The 20,085-nt window shown below is 39.2% G+C and carries 15 protein-coding genes and 1 riboswitch; of the genes, 9 read left to right on the top strand and 6 right to left on the bottom strand.

Annotation, left to right across the window (positions count from 1 at the left end):
- Nucleotides 1-75: 75 nt before the first annotated feature.
- The 6 genes from rluA to thiB form a co-directional block, all read right to left on the bottom strand.
- A complete protein-coding gene (rluA, locus tag LG402_RS17255; protein WP_109409097.1) occupies nt 76-729 on the bottom strand; it encodes a bifunctional tRNA pseudouridine(32) synthase/23S rRNA pseudouridine(746) synthase RluA in 654 nt (217 codons plus the stop codon).
- Between the two features lie 55 nt (nt 730-784).
- A complete protein-coding gene (rapA, locus tag LG402_RS17250; protein WP_227336023.1) occupies nt 785-3,688 on the bottom strand; it encodes an RNA polymerase-associated protein RapA in 2,904 nt (967 codons plus the stop codon).
- 183 nt (nt 3,689-3,871) lie between these two features.
- The gene (locus LG402_RS17245; RefSeq protein ID WP_227336022.1) at nt 3,872-6,226 is read right to left on the bottom strand and encodes a DNA polymerase II; all 2,355 of its coding nucleotides are present in this window, start codon (nt 6,224-6,226) and stop codon (nt 3,872-3,874) included.
- 87 nt (nt 6,227-6,313) lie between these two features.
- The gene (gene thiQ, locus LG402_RS17240) at nt 6,314-7,015 is read right to left on the bottom strand and encodes a thiamine ABC transporter ATP-binding protein ThiQ (RefSeq protein ID WP_210813075.1); all 702 of its coding nucleotides are present in this window, start codon (nt 7,013-7,015) and stop codon (nt 6,314-6,316) included.
- On the bottom strand, nt 7,008-8,588 hold the full coding sequence (gene thiP / locus LG402_RS17235; protein WP_166539389.1) for a thiamine/thiamine pyrophosphate ABC transporter permease ThiP: 1,581 nt from the start codon (nt 8,586-8,588) through the stop codon (nt 7,008-7,010). Before thiP ends, thiQ begins: the two co-directional genes overlap by 8 nt.
- Nucleotides 8,588-9,601, bottom strand: coding sequence for a thiamine ABC transporter substrate binding subunit (gene thiB, locus LG402_RS17230; protein WP_166539388.1), 1,014 nt, complete (start codon nt 9,599-9,601; stop codon nt 8,588-8,590). The genes thiP and thiB overlap by 1 nt, the downstream gene beginning before the upstream one ends.
- Nucleotides 9,602-9,666: 65 nt before the next feature.
- A riboswitch (TPP riboswitch) is annotated at nt 9,667-9,758 on the bottom strand.
- Nucleotides 9,759-9,870: 112 nt separating this feature from the next.
- Between thiB and rppH the strand changes: the two genes are divergently transcribed.
- From rppH to recC, 9 genes are all read left to right on the top strand, one after another.
- Nucleotides 9,871-10,401 (top strand): RNA pyrophosphohydrolase, encoded by a 531-nt coding sequence (gene rppH / locus LG402_RS17225; protein ID WP_109409091.1) that lies wholly within the window; start codon nt 9,871-9,873, stop codon nt 10,399-10,401.
- Between the two features lie 8 nt (nt 10,402-10,409).
- Nucleotides 10,410-12,656 (top strand): phosphoenolpyruvate--protein phosphotransferase, encoded by a 2,247-nt coding sequence (gene ptsP / locus LG402_RS17220; protein ID WP_109409090.1) that lies wholly within the window; start codon nt 10,410-10,412, stop codon nt 12,654-12,656.
- A gap of 79 nt (nt 12,657-12,735) precedes the next feature.
- Entirely contained in the window at nt 12,736-13,626 is an 891-nt protein-coding gene (lgt, locus tag LG402_RS17215) for a prolipoprotein diacylglyceryl transferase (protein ID WP_227336021.1), read from the top strand.
- Nucleotides 13,627-13,671: 45 nt separating this feature from the next.
- Nucleotides 13,672-14,523: a thymidylate synthase gene (locus tag LG402_RS17210; protein WP_109409088.1), complete on the top strand. Its 852-nt coding sequence runs from the start codon at nt 13,672-13,674 to the stop codon at nt 14,521-14,523.
- A 228-nt stretch (nt 14,524-14,751) separates the two neighbouring features.
- Nucleotides 14,752-15,261, top strand: coding sequence for a prepilin-type N-terminal cleavage/methylation domain-containing protein (locus LG402_RS17205; RefSeq protein ID WP_166539385.1), 510 nt, complete (start codon nt 14,752-14,754; stop codon nt 15,259-15,261).
- A 116-nt stretch (nt 15,262-15,377) separates the two neighbouring features.
- Nucleotides 15,378-15,899, top strand: a complete 522-nt coding sequence (locus LG402_RS17200) for a potassium:proton antiporter (protein WP_227336020.1) — start codon at nt 15,378-15,380, stop codon at nt 15,897-15,899.
- The gene (locus tag LG402_RS17195) at nt 15,896-16,357 is read left to right on the top strand and encodes a DUF2509 family protein (RefSeq protein ID WP_166539383.1); all 462 of its coding nucleotides are present in this window, start codon (nt 15,896-15,898) and stop codon (nt 16,355-16,357) included. The genes LG402_RS17200 and LG402_RS17195 overlap by 4 nt, the downstream gene beginning before the upstream one ends.
- Nucleotides 16,345-16,689 (top strand): hypothetical protein, encoded by a 345-nt coding sequence (locus tag LG402_RS17190; RefSeq protein ID WP_227336019.1) that lies wholly within the window; start codon nt 16,345-16,347, stop codon nt 16,687-16,689. Before LG402_RS17195 ends, LG402_RS17190 begins: the two co-directional genes overlap by 13 nt.
- Nucleotides 16,690-16,701: 12 nt before the next feature.
- The gene (recC, locus tag LG402_RS17185; RefSeq protein ID WP_227336018.1) at nt 16,702-20,085 is read left to right on the top strand and encodes an exodeoxyribonuclease V subunit gamma; all 3,384 of its coding nucleotides are present in this window, start codon (nt 16,702-16,704) and stop codon (nt 20,083-20,085) included.

Genomic DNA, 20,085 nt, shown 5'->3' with positions numbered 1-20,085 from the left:
TTGGGGTTATGGGATTAGCGCTTTGCCTGCTCCTTGCTTCATTGAGTTCAGTGACTGTTTTAGTGTCATAAGACATTAAAAATCGGCAAGGCATTCAAAATGTATCGGGGATCGAAAAGCAGGATGCGTAATAAATAATTCCTGAGCATGTAACTGCAGGCGAGGTGCCATCGCTCTTGCCTGCGGATGTGCATAAAAGCGATCCCCTAAAATAGGATGCCCCAACGCTAACATATGTACCCGCAATTGATGTGAACGCCCCGTAATTGGCGAGAGTTTGACTCTTGTCGCATTCTCTTCATACTCCAGCACCTCATAAAAAGTTTGCGCGGCTTTCCCTGTTTCATGACAGACTTTTTGTTTTGGTCGATTTGGCCAATCACAAATTAATGGTAAATCAACCAATCCTTCTTCTTTTTCGACATGGCCCCATACACGAGCAATATAGGTTTTCTTCGGCTCACGCTCACGAAATTGACGTTTTAGCTCACGTTCAGCTTCTTTATTTAGTGCAACAACAATGACGCCACTGGTTGCCATATCTAAACGATGTACACATTCGGCATTAGGAAAATCAGCTTTAATGCGCGACATAATACTGTCGTTATGCTCTGGCGCTTTGCCCGGCACAGACAGTAATCCACTGGGTTTATTGACGGCAATAATATGCTCATCTTGATATAAAATATGTAACCAAGGATCAGTCGGCGGGTTATAAACTTCCATCATGGTGGGTATCTCATCAAAACAACGGGGAGTAAAAGACTCCCCGCTTTAATGGTAATTATTGGTGGGTAACAACAATTAAACGTATTGAATCTAAACGCCAATTTGCTTCATCTAAATGATTAAGAATATGGGTGCGCTCATTTTCAATCGCTTCAACTTCATCATCACGAATATTTGGATTTACAGCGCGTAAAGCCTCTAGGCGTGATAATTCATGTGTTAATACGCGATCAGCTTCTTCTTTTGCTTTTTGAATAAGTCCTTTCGCTTCGACTTCCATTAACGGTTCAGAAGCTTTGAGTACATGGTGTACTTCGCTTTGTACCGCATTGACCAGTTTGCTAGAAGTATGGCGGTTAACCGCATTTAATTGGCGATTAAAACTTTCAAACTCAACTTGAGAGGCTAGGTTATTACCTTTTAGATCAAGTAATAAGCGAACGGGTGTTGCTGGTAAAAAACGACTTAAGTGAAGATGTTTAGGCGCTTGCGCTTCTACGACATAAATTAGTTCAACTAACAATGTTCCCACTGGTAATGCTTTATTTTTTAATAAAGAAACGGCACAACTTCCTGTATCGCCAGACAAAATTAAATCTAAGCCATTACGGATAATGGGGTGTTCCCAACTGATAAATTGGGTATCTTCACGAGATAGTGCTTGCTCTCTATCAAATGTGATAGTGCAACCATCTTGTGGTAAGCCAGGGAAATCAGGCACTAACATATGATCGGATGGCGTTAAAATAATTAAGCTATCACTGCGATCTTCTTGATTAATACCGACGATATCAAACAGGTTCAACGCAAAGTTAACTAATTCAGGATCATTATCTTGAGCTGCAATTTCACCCGCCAATTCAACGCCCACTTCACCACCATTAGAGTGTATTTCTAATAGACGGTCACGGCCTTGCTCAAGTTTAAGTTTCATTTCATCATGCTGTTTACGACAAGCCGCAATAAACTCGTCAAAGTCAGCTAATTCATTGGGTTGAGCAAGATAATTAACTAACGCATCATATTTACTGTCGTAAATAGTACGGCCAGTTGGGCAAGTATGTTCAAATGCATCTAATCCCTCATGGTACCAACGTAACAATACAGATTGTGCTGTACCTTCCAGATAAGGAATGCTGATATCAATGTCACGATTTTGACCAATACGATCAAGACGACCAATACGTTGTTCTAATAAATCAGGGTTAAACGGCAGATCAAACATAACCAGTTGGTTTGCAAACTGGAAGTTACGTCCTTCTGAGCCGATTTCAGAACACAATAAAACTTGCGCGCCTTCTTCTTCGGACGCGAAATAAGCTGCAGCGCGATCGCGTTCAAGTAAAGACATTCCTTCATGGAAGACAGCCGCACGAATAGCTTCACGCTCGCGTAAAACTTGCTCTAATTGCAATGCAGTTGCCGCTTGCGCACAAATAACCAGAACTTTTTCATTGCGATTTGCAATTAAGAAACCGAGCAACCATTCAACACGAGGATCAAAGTTCCACCATGTTGCGTTTTCACCTTCGAATTCTTGGTAAATGCGTTCAGGGTAGAGCATCTCTTTCGCACGAACTTCGAGACTCTTTTTCGCTGCCATAATTTCAGCAACTTTAATCGCTGTTTGATATTGTGTTGGCAGTGGCATTTTAATCGCATGAAGTAAGCGATTAGGGAAACCTTTCACACCAGAGCGTGTATTACGGAATAACAGACGACCCGTTCCGTGTCTGTCCATTAACATATGGATAAGCTCTTGGCGAGATTTAGTGCGTTCTTCGCCTTGGGTATTTGCTGCTTTCAGTAATGGCTCAACATCTTGCTCACTAATCATTTCACTGATGATATTTTGTTGTTCGGTATTTAAATCATCTTCTGATAGCAAAATAGTGACAGCATCGGCAACAGGGCGGTATTTTTGTTGCTCATTGATAAATTCGTTGTAGTCATGGAAACGACTCGGATCAAGCAGACGTAAACGAGCAAAGTGGCTTTCTTGGCCTAACTGCTCAGGCGTTGCGGTTAATAGCAACACTGAAGGAATAGATTCAGCTAATTCTTCAATTACTTGATATTCACGACTTGGTGCGTCTTCACTCCACACAAGGTGATGGGCTTCATCGACAACTAGCATATCCCATGTTGCTTCAACGAGATGTTCAAAACGTTGCTTATTTTTACGCACAAAATCTAAAGAGCAGATGATCATCTGTTCTGTTTCAAATGGGTTATCGCTATCTAACAAGGATTCGCTATAACGGCTATCATCAAACAGTGAAAAACGCAGATTGAAACGACGTAACATTTCAACTAACCACTGATGTTGTAAGCTTTCAGGCACGATAATTAACACACGCTCAGCACGGCCATCCATTAACTGTTGATGGATAATCATACCGGCTTCAATGGTTTTACCCAGACCCACTTCATCAGCTAATAAAACGCGAGGGTTATGACGTTTACCCACTTCATTGGCAATGTAAAGCTGATGAGGAATAAGGCTTGCACGAATACCACGTAAACCGCTTTGTGCTTGTTTAAATTGTTCGCTTAAGAATTTACGTGCACGATAGCGTAAGGCAAAGCGATCCATACGATCAATTTGGCCTGCGAAAAGGCGATCTTGTGGTTTATTAAAAGTGAGTTTGTTATCTAAGAACACTTCACGTAATTGTGCGGGCTCTTCGGTGTCTAAACGTGCACCTTGATAGATAAGAAGGCCATTATCTTCTACAACGTTATCGATGGCGAGTTTCCAGCCTTCGTGACTGGTGACGGTATCCCCCGCATTGAACATCACCCGCGTTATTGGGGCATCATGACGGGAGTAAAGGCGGTTTTCGCCACAGGCAGGGAAAAGTAAGGTCACCATGCGGGCATCAACTGCCACAACAGTACCCAGTCCAAGCTCGCTTTCAGTATCGCTAATCCAACGTTGACCAAGAGTAAAAGGCATATATATAAACTCAGCTCTCAAATATATAATTTAGGAATTATTAATGAATGCAGTATTGCGGTGTTGTCATTAAAATTTGTGGGATAAAAATGCCTATTCTTGAAACAAGAAAAGTTAATTATCACCAAAGGGGCGTTATGTTAATAGATGCAAAGCAAACCGTCACCTGCAAAATGACACATCTTAAAATGTGAGCGTCATTTGTCCATTTAACAAGGTTGAAAAATCATCTTGTATAAAAGGCAGGATAGCATCTGCAATCGGCATTAACTGCTTATTGATATAGTGTTCGTAATCAGGTGCAGCGGTAATGTGCTCTAATGGTTCAGGTCCCAAGAGGGTAATTATATAACTAATCCAACCGCCTTGCTGATATTGTTGAGGTCTATTTTGGGATAAATTATATTCGTCAGCTTTACGTGCAGCTTTAACATGAGGGGGAACGTGGTGCTGATATTCTGATAATTTTCGACGTAACCGTTTACGATACACTAATCTATCATCATGTTTTCCCGCAAGCGTATCCGCGACATAATCACGAATAAACTGCTGGTAAGGTTGTTGATGAAAAATACGAGTATAAAGCTCTTGTTGAAATTTCTGAGCAAGGGGAGTCCAGTCTGTTCTGACGGTTTCTAATCCTTTAAACACCATCTTATCATTGCTTAATCCTGCATAACGCTTTTTACTGCCTGTTTCCATCCCTCGAACCGTTGGCATTAAAAAACGACGATAGTGTGTTTCATACTCCAGCTCTAATTTGCAATCAAGTTGATAGGTTTCAAAAAGGTGTGTTTTCCACCATTGGTTAACCTCTTGTACTAACTGATGCCCAATTTGTTGGGCTTGTTGTTCAGTATGTGGCGATTTAAGCCAAACAAAAGTAGAGTCTGTATCACCATAAATAACTTGATAACCTTTAGCTTCAATTAATGCCCGAGTTCTTTTCATAATCTCATGACCACGTAAGGTAATTGAAGACGCTAGACGAGGATCAAAAAAACGACATCCCACGGAGCCTAAAACACCATAAAAAGCATTCATAATAATTTTGAGTGCTTGAGAAAGTGGGGCATTTTTATGTAATTTTGCGTTATCTCTTTCGTGCCAAATTTGCGACACAATAGTGGGTAAACAGTGCTTCTCTCGCGAAAACCACGCTTGGCGAAAACCTGGAATAGCCAGTTTTTCATCGGGTTGATGTGTTCCTTCAATCATTCCAACAGGATCAATTAAAAAAGTACGAATAATTGAGGGGTAAAGGCTTTTGTAATCAAGCACAATAACCGAATCATATAAGCCGGGAGCTGAATCCATAACAAAACCACCGGGGCTATGTTCTTCGGGTTTTTCTCCTTGGTTAGGCGCAACATATCCAATGCGGTGCATTGAAGGGAGATAAAGGTGTGTAAATGCAGCTACAGAGCCTCCACTTCTATCAACAGAAAGTCCTGTAACACAAGCTCTTTCTAATAAAAACGCCATAAGAGATGTGGCATCAAAAATGCGGTTTACTAAAACACAATCTTGCCAGTTATAGTAGGCTAACGCAGGTTTATCTTCTTTAAAACGTCGATTAATTTCATCCATTCTGGCATAAGGTGTATCAATGGCTTTACCTTCCCCTAACAGGCTTTGCGCGACTGATTCTAGGCTAAATGAGGGAAAATTCCATGTCGCCATTTTCAGTGCTTCAATACCATCAATAATTAAACGGCCTTGTGCAGAGGCAAAAAAATGTCCTTTTTTAAATCCATGCTCGCGCCACTCCAATGGATTGTTTTGTCGGCCTAGTAGCAAATTGACGCCATAACGTTGCGCATGGGTATGTAAAATACGTAAATCGAATTGAATTAAATTCCAGCCAATAATGGCGTCGGGATCGTAATGTTGTATCCACTCATTAAGTTTTTCAATTAAACGCAATCGGCTACTGACATAACATAATCGATAACCTTTGGATTGCTGACTCTCATTCTCTGTAGATAAATTATCTGTCAGCATAAACACAACATTATCGCCACAACCCGCAAGTCCAATAGAGTAAAGTTCACCGAATTCGCTGGTTTCAATATCTAAAGACACTGTTCGCAGTGTAGGGCGATAATCAGGTGCGGGTTTTAGTGTCACGGTATTGTTTTGTTGATAACGAAACCAAATTGGTGCGGTGATAAAACGTTCCATCATATAACGTTCATGAGGACGTATATCGGCTTCATAAAGACGTATGTGATGCTCTTTGAGTTGCTGTTCTAGTTGAGTGAGTTGTCGGTATTGTTTGCAATAGACGCCAAAAACAGGCTGCCTCTCAAAATCTTTTAAATCGAGAGGGCGAATTTCTATATCAGGATTTTTATTCACAAGTGAACGTAAAACGGTTTCATGTTGACGAGCAACAAAGCCAATCGCTTGTTGCAAAGGAACTGTGACTTTACGAGGGCCATTTTCTGTCGCTAACCAATAGGAGACGACGATACCTTTTGGGGTGTCGCTCCAGTGGCGAGTGAGAATAAAGCCTTGTTCAGTATGGTCAACCATGGGCACCTAATACACACAAAAATTCGCTAAAGATGTGTTTATTATAGCCAAAATAGTGGTTATTTATACAGTTAATTTAGGGCATATTTAATTAGAGGGAATACCTAAAATAAGTGATTGATCCACTTCACCATTTATCAACGATTGTGTATTACCATCATACACAATTGTTCCGTTATCAATCACAATTGCTCTTGAGGCAATCTTGATAGCATCTTCTAAGCTATGTGAAACCATCAATAAGGTCAGTTTTTTTTCTTCACAAAGTTGTTCTAGTAAAGCCAACATTTCAATACGCAAAGCGGGATCGAGTGCAGAAAAAGGCTCATCGAGCAATAAGATAGGTTGTTCACGTACGAGGCAACGAGCAATGGCAACACGTTGGCGCTGACCACCTGATAATTGTGAAGGTAAACGGTCAAGATGTTCATTTAAAGAAACTTGTTTGGCTCGGTTTTCTAACAGTATTTTTTGTGTATCTGTGAGTTTTAACCCCGGATCTAATCCCAAGCCAATGTTTTGTCTAACTGTTAAATGAGGAAATAAATTATTATCTTGAAATAACATAGAGATAGGGCGTTTTGCGGGCGCAGTTTTAGTGTGATCACAACCATTAAGAAAAAGGGTTCCTTTTTCAGAAGGTAAAAATCCAGCAATTAAGCTGAGTAAGGTACTTTTCCCCGCGCCACTTGGGCCTAATACGGCGATACGTTCACCGGTGTTTACAGCTAAGTCAAACATAAGGTGTTGGTGTTCATAGGTATAAGCAAGGTGCTCTAATTTAATCATGAGATTTTCCTGCCAATCGTTCTATTAGGCTAAAAAGAGAGAAGCAAAGTAGTAATAAGATCATGGCTGTGACAGCACCATCTTGCGTGTGATAAGCCCCAATTTGCTGATAAAGATAGAAAGGAAGTGTTCTAAATGTTTCATTACCAAATAGAGCAACAATACCAAAGTCACCAATAGAAATAACACAAGCAAAAGCAAGTGCTTGTGAAATCGGTTTTCTTAATGCTCGTAACTCGATCCAACGAAGTCGATTGATACCCTGAATATTAAGCGATTGACATAAAAGTCCATAACGTGAAGCAATATCATTCATTGGATTTTCGAGCACTTTTAAAGCATAAGGAATGGCAATTAATGCGTTGGTTAAAATCACTAATGTATATGGTGATTCAGGGAGTCCGATTGTATTGTTTAATAACAAGAAAAAACCTGTTGCCAATACAATGCCCGGCATTGCCAGAATAATCAACCCACTCATTTCCATAGCTTGCCCCGCTTTTTTAAAGTGACGTAGGCGAAGTTCTCGGCTACTCCATAGCAACATCATTGTTAATACAACACAAACAATACCTGCGCCAATCGCAATAATGAGAGACGTTGTAAAAGCCTGCCAAAGTATGGGTTGTTGTATCACTCGTATTAATTCGCTGTTAAGACCATCTGTTATCACCGCTAAAATAGGGGGGACTAAAAAAAGGATCGCGAGCATAATAATCAGAGTATCGGTTATTTTGCTAAAGAGAGGATCATTGGGATCACGCCAATGCTGTTTTTGGCTATCTCCGACAAAGAGTGTACCTTTGAGTTTTTGGCTGATAAGCACTAAGCCTAAACAGCAAAAGAGCTGGATCAGTGCTAAAAGTGCAGCACGATGTAAATCGTAGTCATAACTTAATGCTTGATAAATTGCTAGCTCAACGGTTGTTGCCGCAGGGCCTCCACCTAACGCCAGTACAGTAGCAAAGCTTGCAAAACAGAGCATAAAAATCAGTGACGCAGTGGGAAGTATTTGTCGCCATAAATAGGGAAATTCCAGAAAGCGAAAACGCTGCCAACCATTCATGCCTAATTGTGAGGCTAACTGGCGTTGTTCTGGCGAGATACTTTCGAGAGCTTGTAACAGCATTCGGGTTGCTAATGGCATATTGAAGAAGACGTGTGCCAATAAAATGCCTTGTAAGCCATAAGGGGTAAATTGGTAATTAATCCCCAGCCATTCACAAATTTGAGCAATCCAACCGACTCTTCCATAAACCGTTAAAATACCAAAAAGTGCCACTAAAACGGGTAGAACAAGGCTCATGGCACATAAACGTAAGAAAAGTGTTCTGCCTTTAAATTGGCGTCGATAAAGTGCTTTAGCGAGCCAAATGGCAGGTAATATTGAAAATAAGGCAGATAAAAAGGCTTGCCAGAAAGTAAAGCGCACGACATGCCATAAATAGTCATCAGCAAAAATAGAGGATAATTCGCCACTTGGCGCATTAAACCATAATGCACCAAATGACAATAAAGCCACAATAAGCAGTAAACCCGAGGCACATAGCCCCGGGATAAGCCATCTTCTCATTAGCGACTAACCGCAGATTGCCAATTACGCGTCCATGTTTGGCGCTCTTTAGCGACAACATCTGCATCAAATTGCAATGATTTTTCTGGTTTAGGCATCACCGAATAGACATCTGGTAATGGCATATCTATTACGGGATACATCCAATTGGTGGTAGGAATTGTTTCTTGGAAAGCCGGAGTGAGCATAAATTGCATAAATTGCTGAGCTAATTCAGGTTGTTTACTCGATTTGAGTTTAGCTGCAACCTCGACTTGTAAATAGTGTCCGTCAGAGAAAATAGCCGCTGCATAGTTATCTTTTTTATCCGCTAAAATATGATAACCCGGAGATGAAGTATAACTTAGCACAAAATCACCTTCACCTTTTAAGAATAAGCCATAAGACTCACTCCAACCTTTTGTAACGGTAAGGGTTTTCTCAGATAATTTCTTCCATTGAGAGGCGGTGTTTTCAGGATAAAGTGATTGCATCCATAGCATTAAGCCTAAGCCTGGTGTACTGGTACGAGGATCTTGATACAGTATTTTCCACTTTTCTTGGCTATTTAGTAACTCATCCATGCTTTTGGGTGGGTTAGCAATACGGTTTTTATCATAAATAAACGCAAAGTAACCGTAGTCATAAGGTACAAAGGTGTCGTCAGTCCATTTTTCAGGTAAGGCGAGTTTTGATGTATCGATATTACTTGGTGCAAAAAGCCCAGTTTCTTTGGCCGCATGTATCAGATTGTTATCCAAACCTAAAATAATGTCAGCTTTACTCTTGCCACCTTCCATACGTAAGCGATTTAGCAAAGAAACACCATCAGAAAGGGCAACAAGCTTTAATTCACAATCACACTGTTGTTCAAATGCTTTTTTAATGGCAGGTCCTGGGCCCCAATCTGCGGTAAAAGAATCATAAGTATATACAGTGAGTGTCGGTTTTTGAGTATTAGCTTGCGCTGAGAACGTGCTTATTACACTCAGTGCACCCAGTAGGAAAGTAAAGCGAAGCGATTTAGTTAACACATTTAGTTCCTCAGTAAAAAGTCAGGAAGGATCTGAGGAGTGAGGACTGCAAATTATAAAATATTGCATCATCCTGACTCAAATCCCTACGCCAGTATTAGCTGGATCAGGTTCCACGGGTTTTTCTCAGCCTAAAAAGGCACCCCGTTGAGACTTTCCCATTGTAGATAAATCCACGCGTTGTGCAAAGTCTGTTGATAGAGGTTTACCGTCTGTGAGTAGTATGAAACAATGAGTTATCTTTCAAATTTGGTTATTGAGGTAGTCTAGTGATCGATGATGATGGCTACCGCCCGAATGTAGGGATTGTAATTTGTAATCGGCAAGGGCAAGTGCTTTGGGCTCGTCGCTATGGGCAACATTCATGGCAGTTTCCTCAAGGAGGAATTAACCCTGGAGAATCGCCAGAGCAGGCAATGTACCGAGAGTTGTTCGAAGAAGTTGGGTTAAGTCGCAAGGATGTTAAAATTCTTGCCTCCACACGTAACTGGTTACGTTACAAGTTGCCTAAGCGTTTGGTGCGTTGGGACACAAAACCTGTTTGTATTGGACAAAAACAGCGTTGGTTCCTTTTGCAGTTAACAAGTAATGATAAGGACATTAACGTTCAACAAAGCAAAACGCCAGAATTTGATGGCTGGCGTTGGGTGAGTTATTGGTATCCCGTTCGACAAGTCGTCTCTTTTAAACGCGATGTTTATCGTCGTGTAATGAAAGAGTTCGCACCAGTAGTCATGCCATTGCAAGAACAAATGTCTTTACCTCGTCCATCGTATGGATATCGGCGTAAAAGGTATTAGATAACACTATGCTGACACGTTTGCGAGAAATTGTAGAAAAAGTGGCTATGGCAGCAGGGCTTCCAGAAGCACTTGAACTCTTAGTCAAGGAAACGTGCCAGGCAATGCACACGGATGTGTGTTCTATTTATCTTGCCGATAAGCAACGTAGTTGTTTTTATCTAATGGCCACAAAAGGGCTTAAAAAACCCAGAGGACGTGCTGTTAGCCTCTCGTTTGATGAAGGCGTTGTTGGTGAAGTTGGACGCCTTTCTGAGCTTATCAATCTCGCGGATATTCGTGAGCATCCTAGTTTTAAATACCTTCCTCAAGTAAAAGAAGACGATCTGCGTGCTTTCCTTGGTGTACCTATTGTTTATCGTCGTCAACTCCTTGGTGTTTTAGTTGTTCAACAAAAAGAGCGTCGCTTATTTAACGAGAGCGAAGAGTCTTTTATGGTGACATTAGCAACACAATTAGGCGCAACATTATCGCAAGTACAAACTAAAGGGCTATTTGGGCAATACCGTCAAAGTCGCATTAAAGCGTTATCGGTTTCGACCGGAGTGGTAATGGCTTATGGTTGGCAAGAAATTTCCCAGCCAGTTCTTGAAAATGTATTTAAAGCTAGCGCGCTTGATATTAAGGCGGAATTAAATCGACTCACTGTGGCTTTAGAAGATGCTACGGCAGAATGTCGCCGTTTTAGTAAACGTTTTATGGCGAATGCACAAAAAGAGAGTGCCGCCATTTTTGATCTCTACTCGCATCTACTTAATGATCCCCAACTTAAACACAAAATGACAGCGATTATTACTCAGGGATATGTCGCAGAATGGGCTGTAAAAGTGGTTGTTGAGAAAGTTTCGTCACAATTTTCTAGCCTGAAAGATGGCTACATGAGAGAAAGAGCCTCTGATCTAAAAGCATTAGGACGGCGTTTATTATTTCATTTAGATGATGAAGTCAGTTCAACCAATATTTGGCCTGAGCGCTTTATTTTGGTGGCAGATGAATTAAGCGCAAGTTTATTGGCAGAATTACCTGAACAACAACTTGCGGGTGTGATTGTGCGAGATGGTGCAACACACTCTCATTCAGCGATCCTTGTTAGAGCAATGGGAATTCCCGCGATTATGGGCGCGGATATTCAACCTGAGCTTTTACATAATCGTATGCTTATTCTTGATGGTTATCGTGGTGAGATTTTTATTGAACCAGAGCCTTTTATTACTCAAGAATATAAACAGATTATTGATGAAGAAAGTGTATTAAGCCAGATTGCAGAAGATCAATTAGAACAGCAAGCTGTTCTCAAAAATGGTGAATCGGTTAGTGTTCAATTGAATGCGGGATTAAATATTAAATACGAGCAACGTATTAGCGTGGGAATAGACGGTGTTGGTTTATATCGGACAGAAATTCCTTTTATGCTACAAAGCGGTTTTCCATCAGAAGATGAACAAAAAAATCGCTATCGTGAAATACTCTCTTTTTTCCCTGATAAACCCGTTGTGTTACGTGCATTAGATGTGGGTGCAGATAAACAACTTCCTTATATGCCCATTAATGAGGAAAATCCTTGCTTGGGTTGGCGAGGAATAAGAATATTACTCGATCAACCTGAAATTTTCCTTATTCAGCTTCGTGCTATGCTAAAAGCAAACCTCGAATTTAAAAATTTGAAAATATTGTTGCCGATGGTGACAAGTATTGATGAAATTGACGAAGCGAGAACATTGCTATTACGTGCATGTGATGAAGTGAGTCGAGAGTTAAAATGTGAATGTGCTCTACCACCGTTAGGTATTATGCTTGAAGTTCCCTCGTTGGTATTTATGTTGTCACAATTAGCTAATCGGGTTGATTTTATCTCTATTGGAACAAACGATTTAACTCAATACTTGCTTGCAGTCGACCGTAATAATACCCATGTTGCATCACTCTATGATAATTTGCATCCTGCATTATTGCGTTCATTGAGTTTGATTGCGACACAATGCCAATATTACCAGTTACCAATCAGTGTTTGTGGCGAAATGGCAGGAACACCTATCGGGGCATTGCTGTTAATAGGGCTTGGTTTTAGGCAGTTAAGCATGAGTGGACGTAGTTTACCTAGGGTAAAATACTTATTACGCCATCTTGATCCTGTGGTGTTACAGCCTTTTATGCAACAAGTGTTGCAAGCTGAAACAGCAACAGAAATCAAAAAATTGTCTTCTGAATTTATGGAAAGGCAGGGATTAGGTGGATTAATTCGCGGAGGTATCTGACATGCCTTTGTATAAGCCTTTTCTGTGTTGGTGATAAAGAGCAAACACAGAAATTATTAATTAAGTGAAGTAGGGAATAATGAGTATAAGCTACCTTAAATTTCCAGAGATTGATCCCGTTATGTTTTCTATCGGGCCTGTGTCATTACACTGGTACGGTATGATGTATTTAGTTGGATTTGTCTTTGCCTTATGGCTTGCAAATCGACGAGCCGCAAAACCGAATAGTGGTTGGAATAAAAATGAAGTTGAAACATTACTTTATGTCGGTTTTGTTGGTGTGTTTATCGGTGGTCGCTTAGGTTATGTTTTATTCTATAATCTGCCAGTATTTTTAAATGATCCTCTTTACCTCTTTAAAGTTTGGGATGGCGGTATGTCGTTCCATGGTGGTTTAATTGGGGTAATTTGTGCCATGATTTGGTTCGCAAAACGTACTAAACGTGGATTTTTTCAAGTGGCTGATTTTGTCGCGCCTTTAATCCCATTTGGTTTAGGATTAGGTCGTATTGGTAACTTTATTAATGGTGAGTTATGGGGTCGCGTCACATTAGATACACCTTGGGCCTTCTTATTTCCAAACTCTCGTTCTGAAGATCTTCAGCTTGTTGCTCAAGATCCATCAACGCTGCTACCTATTATTCAAGAATATGGGGTTTTACCTCGACACCCTTCACAACTTTATGAAATGTTGTTAGAAGGGGTAGTGTTATTTATTATTCTTAATATTTTTGTGCGTAAAAATCGTCCCGTAGGCAGTGTATCAGGTCTATTCCTGATAGGTTATGGTGCATTCCGTATTATTGTTGAATTCTTCCGTCAACCTGATGCGCAATTAGGACTATTTAGTGGTGTGAGTATGGGACAATTACTCTCAATTCCAATGATTTTGTTGGGCATTATTTTTATGGTATGGGCTTATCGCCAAGATAAAAAAACACCAAAAAACCCAACACCAACTCACAAATAGTGTGAGATAAATTTTTATTATTAGCTAATTAACAAGAGAGACAACATGAAGCAGTATCTGGCATTGTGTCAACGCATTATCGATGAAGGACAATGGATTGATAATAAACGGACAGGAACCCGTTGTTTAACGGTGATTAATGCCGATCTGGAATATGATGTTGCGAATAACCAATTTCCGTTAATAACGACACGAAAAAGTTTTTATAAAGCCGCAATAGCAGAACTGTTAGGGTATCTGCGAGGCTATGATAATGCAGCACAATTTCGTGAAATTGGTTGTAATACATGGAATGCCAATGCGAATGAAAATAGTGCATGGTTGAATAACCCTCATCGAAAAGGTGAAGACGATATGGGGCGTGTTTATGGCGTTCAAGGACGCCAATGGCAACGCCCTGATGGTTCTCATTTTGATCAACTGCGTAAAGTAGTAGATAACCTGACTAAAGGTATAGATGATCGTGGTGAAATCATTACATTTTACAATCCAGGTGAAACGGAACTAGGTTGCTTACGCCCTTGTATGCATACGCATACCTTTTCACTTGTTGGTGATACCCTTTATTTAACCTCTTATCAGCGTAGTTGTGATGTGCCATTAGGTTTGAATTTCAACCAAATTCAGTGCTTTGTCTTATTAGCGCTGGTGGCTCAAATTACAGGACATAAACCGGGTAAAGCATTTCATAAGATAATCAATGCACATATCTATGAAAATCAATTACCTCTAATGCGTGATGTGCAGTTAAAAAGAGAGCCTTTACCGTTACCAACGTTGCATATCAACCCAAAAATAAAAACATTGGAAGATATCGAAACATGGGTAACAACGGATGATTTTACTGTTGAAGGCTATCAATGTCATGAAGCAATAAAATATCCATTTACGGTGTAATTTCTCCTTTGCTTTTAAAGCCCCTGTTTAGTGATAAACAGGGGCTTTTTTATTGGTTTTTTATTTAAAATTTAAAGCATTGTCAGTATTTATTAATCATAAATACGTTTTATTTGTATTTGCTCTGAAAGTATTGTTATTGCGTACCTATTCGAGAAAAACGCTTATCTTTGTTTACCTTTAAGGCTGTGGTCTGCATGCTCATTACCGACTAAAAAGGAGAAACAAATGAACAATAATAGGGAATTAAGCCTAAATAAGGAGTTTCAGAAAAAAAGTGAGCAAGGTATCAGTTTACTCGAAATACTTATCGTGATGCTGATAGTCTCTATTTTAAGTTATCTATCAATTTCTTCTTATCAACATTTTATTAAGCAACGCCATTTAATACAGAGTGTGCGAGAAACCATAGTTTTTCTTTCTTACCAGCAACAGCAAGCGTTGCTGTTTAATGTCAAAATTAAAATATCACTTCATTTATCGCCCAGTAACAAAATAGTCGCTATTCCTTTTTCTCTACGATACTTACCTGAAAAACAAACGATTTATCAATTAGCCCTAGGTATTCAACTTAAGCAATCAACAGTCTCAAATTTTACGTTTGGTGGAATTCGCCAAACGTTAAAACCTATGAGTTTTGTGCTTAAAAATGAAGAGGATGAAGTGAAAATTATTATTTCATCTTTAGGCAGAATAAGAGCGTGTAGCCAGAATATAAAGGTGTTTTCATCATGTTAAAACGATCTGTATTTTCTTTTTCATCAGGAATGATATTGATGGAATGTCTCTTTGCTATTGCGATAAGTGGGATTTTATTTCTCTGCATCAGCAGAGCTTACCCCTAGATAATAAATATGCTATTCCATTCTTATCAGCAATATCAATTAGATATTTTTTTAAGAGAACGATTATTGGTACTAGAAACGCAATTAAGGCGTACAGGGTATTGTTATGGTGATTGTGTTAATACGTTGAAGGCAGATGGCCTGCAAATATCGCCTTTAAAAATAGGGCAGTATCCTAATCAAGAAAAAAATTCCTGCGTTATTTTTGCTTACGACATAAATAGCAATGGTCGATGGGAGTCACCTTTGTCAAAAGAGAGTGATTATTTTGGATACCGTCTTAAAAAGGGGCAATTAGAGCAATTAAGAGGAGTAAAAGATTGTGCTTCTTCAGGGTGGCAACAATTTTTCGAAAATAACGAGATTGAGGTAACTGAGTTTATTTTACAGCCTTATGCTAAAACGTATTCTGTGAAAGAAAATCTGTATTTTTATCTTTCTATTTCTTTAAAATTTCATTTAAAACAAAAGCCTGAAATAAAATCACATTATCAAAATATCATCCGTTTAAGGAATGTGACTGCACTATGAATATTTATTTCACTCTCAGGAGCAATGAACAAGGCTTAGCGGGTATATTTGTCGTGATAGGTTTTATTGGCATGAGCTTATCTATGCTTGGAAATTTTTCTTACCATTACAGGCAATCTGAACAAATAGTGATGCAAGAGTTACAAGCAAGACAGGCCTTTTTATTTGCTGAATCTGCACTGCAATGGGGGATAACACAGGATTGGGACCTTTCATCAATACAATTAAACAAATGGCAATGCCGTCCTTTTTATGCTGATCCCAAAATAAAGAGCTGCTTATTTTTAATCTCTGCAGATAAGGCCTTACTTCAAGGTCAAGCAGAAAGCTTACTAGGTTATAAAATATATCATTATCAATGGATTGGTTTTAAAAAAGGAAAAGAGAAAGCTATTGTGTCTGATCCAAATGGATGGCTAGATTATTGCCCATTCGTGCATAAGGAGTGTGTATCATAAAAAAAGGTCAAAATAGATCAGAAAATGGTTCTATCTTACTTAATACAATGTTTGTATTACTATTTTTTAATATTAGTTTTGTCGCTATTATAGGGTATAGTCAATCATTAAAAGCTGATTTTCAGCGGTTAATTCAATTACAGCAAACAGGGCAAGGGATTTTTGTTTTATTTGAAAAATTGCCTGATAAATCACCTTACTATTTTGCTGATAGCCAGAAAATAATGATGCATTCTCTTTCATATTCTGAAGGCTGTCAGCAAATGGAAGGTTATGCTGCTAATAATATTTTACCCACGATAAATTTATACTATTGGTCATGCAATCCATAAGATGAGGATCTGATGTTTCATATATATCACTCAAATCAGTTGTCATTATTAAAGTCACTTATGGTGCACTTTATGCAGACCAGACCACTGTCTTCTCCCTTTGAACAAGAAGTGATCTTAGTACAAAGCCCTGGCATGTCTCAGTGGTTGCAAATTCAGCTTGCTGAAAGTTTAGGAATTGCAGCAAATATTCGCTATCCATTACCTGCAACATTTATTTGGGAAATGTTTACGCGGGTGCTATCAGGTATACCTAAAGAAAGTGCTTTTTCTAAAGATGCCATGACATGGAAATTAATGGGATTATTGCCTGAATATTTATCCCATGAAGAATTTAAACCGCTACTTCATTATCTTGATGATGATGAAGATAAACGTAAATTACACCAATTAGCAGGGCGTGTTGCCGACTTATTTGACCAATATTTGGTATATCGTTCAGATTGGTTAGCCTCGTGGGAAAAAGATGAATTGATAGAAGGGCTGAGTGAAAATCAGCGTTGGCAGAAAATATTGTGGGTAGCATTACAGCAATACACGAAAGATCTCAATCAGCCTCAATGGCATCGTTCTAATCTTTATCAGCAATTTATTTCGACATTAAATGGTGCAAAAGAAGGAGAACTTCAGCACTGTTTTCCGCCCCGTATCTTTATTTGTGGTATTTCGGCATTACCGCAAGTTTATTTGCAGGCTCTGCAAGCTATCGGGCGTCATACAGAGATCTATTTACTCTTTACCAATCCTTGCCGTTACTATTGGGGTGATATTCAAGATCCTAAATTTCTTGCTCGTCTTAATAGTAGAAAACCTCGCCATTATCAGCAATTACATGAATCACCTTGGTTTAAAGATGAAAAAAACGCTTCTTCGTTATTTAATGAAGAGGGAGAGCAAAATATCGGTAATCCTCTATTAGCCTCATGGGGAAAATTGGGTAAAGATAACCTCTATTTTCTTTCTGAACTTGAGTATACCGATGTATTGGATGCTTTTGTTGATATTCCAAGAGATAATTTACTTCATCAATTGCAAGCAGACATTCTTGATTTAGAAGATTTTTCACAACTAGGTACAACACTTAAAACCTATGAATGTAGTGAAAAAAAACGTATTATTTCACTAGATGATCACTCGTTGACCTTTCATGCAAGCCATAGCCCACAACGCGAAGTGGAAGTATTACAAGATCAATTACTGCATTTGCTTGAGCAAGATCCCGAATTACTACCAAGGGATATAATTGTGATGGTTGCGGATATTGATAATTATACGCCCTATATTCAGGCCGTTTTTGGTAATGCACCAGCTGAACGCTATCTCCCTTTTGCTATTTCTGATAGAAAAGCACGTCAAGCACACCCAGTATTACAAGCCTTTATTACGTTATTAGAACTTCCTCAAAGTCGTTTTACAGCAGAACAAGTATTAGCTTTACTTGAAGTGCCTGCGTTAGCTGGGCATTTTTCTATTTTTGAAAGTGAATTAAAACTGCTACGCCGATGGGTGGATGAATCAGGCATACGTTGGGGATTGGATGATGAAAATGTAGCTTCATTTTTACTTCCTATCACTGGTAAAAATACCTGGGAGTTTGGTTTACTGCGTATGCTGCTTGGTTATGCGATGGAAAGCGACAATGGTCCTTGGAAAGGAGTGCTTCCTTATGATGAATCTAGTGGGTTAGTCGCAGAACTTGCAGGGCATCTTGCTGATTTTCTTTACACATTAAGTGAATGGCGTACACGTTTAAGTGAAACTCGTTCCTTAGAAGCATGGTTAGAGATTGGACAGCAATTAGTTGATGCCTTTTTTGAAGCTGATGAAGAGACTGAGTTAGTTTTAGCGTTGATCACACAACAGTGGCAAAAAGTGATTGAAAATGGATTGAAAGCGCAATATCAAAATGAAATTCCATTAGTGCTTATTCGAGATGAATTAACGGTACGATTTGATGATGAAAAAATCAGTCAGCGCTTTTTGGCGGGAAGCCTAAACTTTTGTACGCTAATGCCTATGCGCTCAATTCCTTTTAAAGCAGTGTGTTTGTTGGGAATGAATGATGGCATTTATCCTCGTAATATTCAGCCATTAGGCTTTGATTTAATGGCAGAAAAACGACGTCGTGGTGACAGGAAACGTCGAGATGATGACCGTTATTTATTCCTTGAGGCACTTAGTTCGGCCGAAAAATATCTTTATATCAGTTATATCGGCAAATCGATACGTGATGATAGAGAATGTAATCCATCAGTCTTAATTAAAGAGTTACAAGACTATATCGGTCAAAATTTCCGTTTACCTGATGATGGAAAACTTAATGTTGATGATAGTGCAACTCGCATTAATCAGCATTTATTAACACAGCATAGTCGTGTTCCTTTTGCTCAAGAAAACTTCCACATTGAGGCTTCCTCTCGTTCTTATGCCTCAGAATGGTTACCAGCTGCCAGTGGGCAAGGGGAGGCTCATCAAGGTTTTACTGAGTCATTAGATGATGATATATCAATAGATAAAGTCTCCGTTGATGCACTTTCTCGTTTTTATCGTCATCCGATCCGTGCATTCTTCCAACAAAGATTAAAAACAAACTTTGTTATCGAAGAGACAGAATTACCCGAAGAAGAGCCTTTTGTGATAAACGCACTTCAACGCTATCTATTAAATCAATGGCTATTGAAAGCATTGATTGATGAAACGTCAACAGGAGCACTCTTTGAACGTATTAAAGCAGCAGGGCAACTTCCAGCAAGTGCATTTGGTCAAATTTATTGGGAACAACAAATAGAAGAGCTACTCCCTTTAGCTGAAAAAGTGAGAAGTGAACGATTAGCGTCGTATTCTGTCACATTAGAGCAAAGTTTTAGTGCGATGCCATTGATTGGACGTTTAAATGAAGTGCAAGCAGATGGCTTATTACGTTGGCGACCTGCGAGTTTAACGGCTAATGATTTATTGCAACTATGGATTGAACATCTGGTTTATTGTTTAAAAGAGGGAACTGGCGAAAGCCGGTTTTATGGCAGAAAAGAGACGCAATGGTGTTTATTGCCAGTTGATCCTGAATTTGCTTATTCGACTTTAGATAATTTAATTCACGATTATAAACAAGGGCTAAATAGCCCATTAGCGTTATTTGCGAAGAGTGGCTGGGCTTGGTTACAAGCTTGCTATGATAAAAAAACACAAGAATTTTTACTTGATGATGAAGAGACACTCGCAAAAGCGGAGTTAGTGCTGCTACAACATTTAACGGATAGCTATAATCGAGATGGCGAAATGAGTGATATGTATGTTCAGCGTGCATTCTCTCAATTAGACGAGCATTTTTTACAAACAGTAAAACAGACGACATTAACGATATTTAAACCAATAATTCCATTTTTAAAAAAATAA

The sequence above is a fragment of the Proteus sp. NMG38-2 genome (assembly GCF_020640995.1).
In the GTDB taxonomy this organism is placed as follows: domain Bacteria; phylum Pseudomonadota; class Gammaproteobacteria; order Enterobacterales; family Enterobacteriaceae; genus Proteus.
The sequence above is the reverse complement of the archived record's forward strand: the minus strand, read 5'-3'. Positions and strand labels throughout refer to the sequence as shown.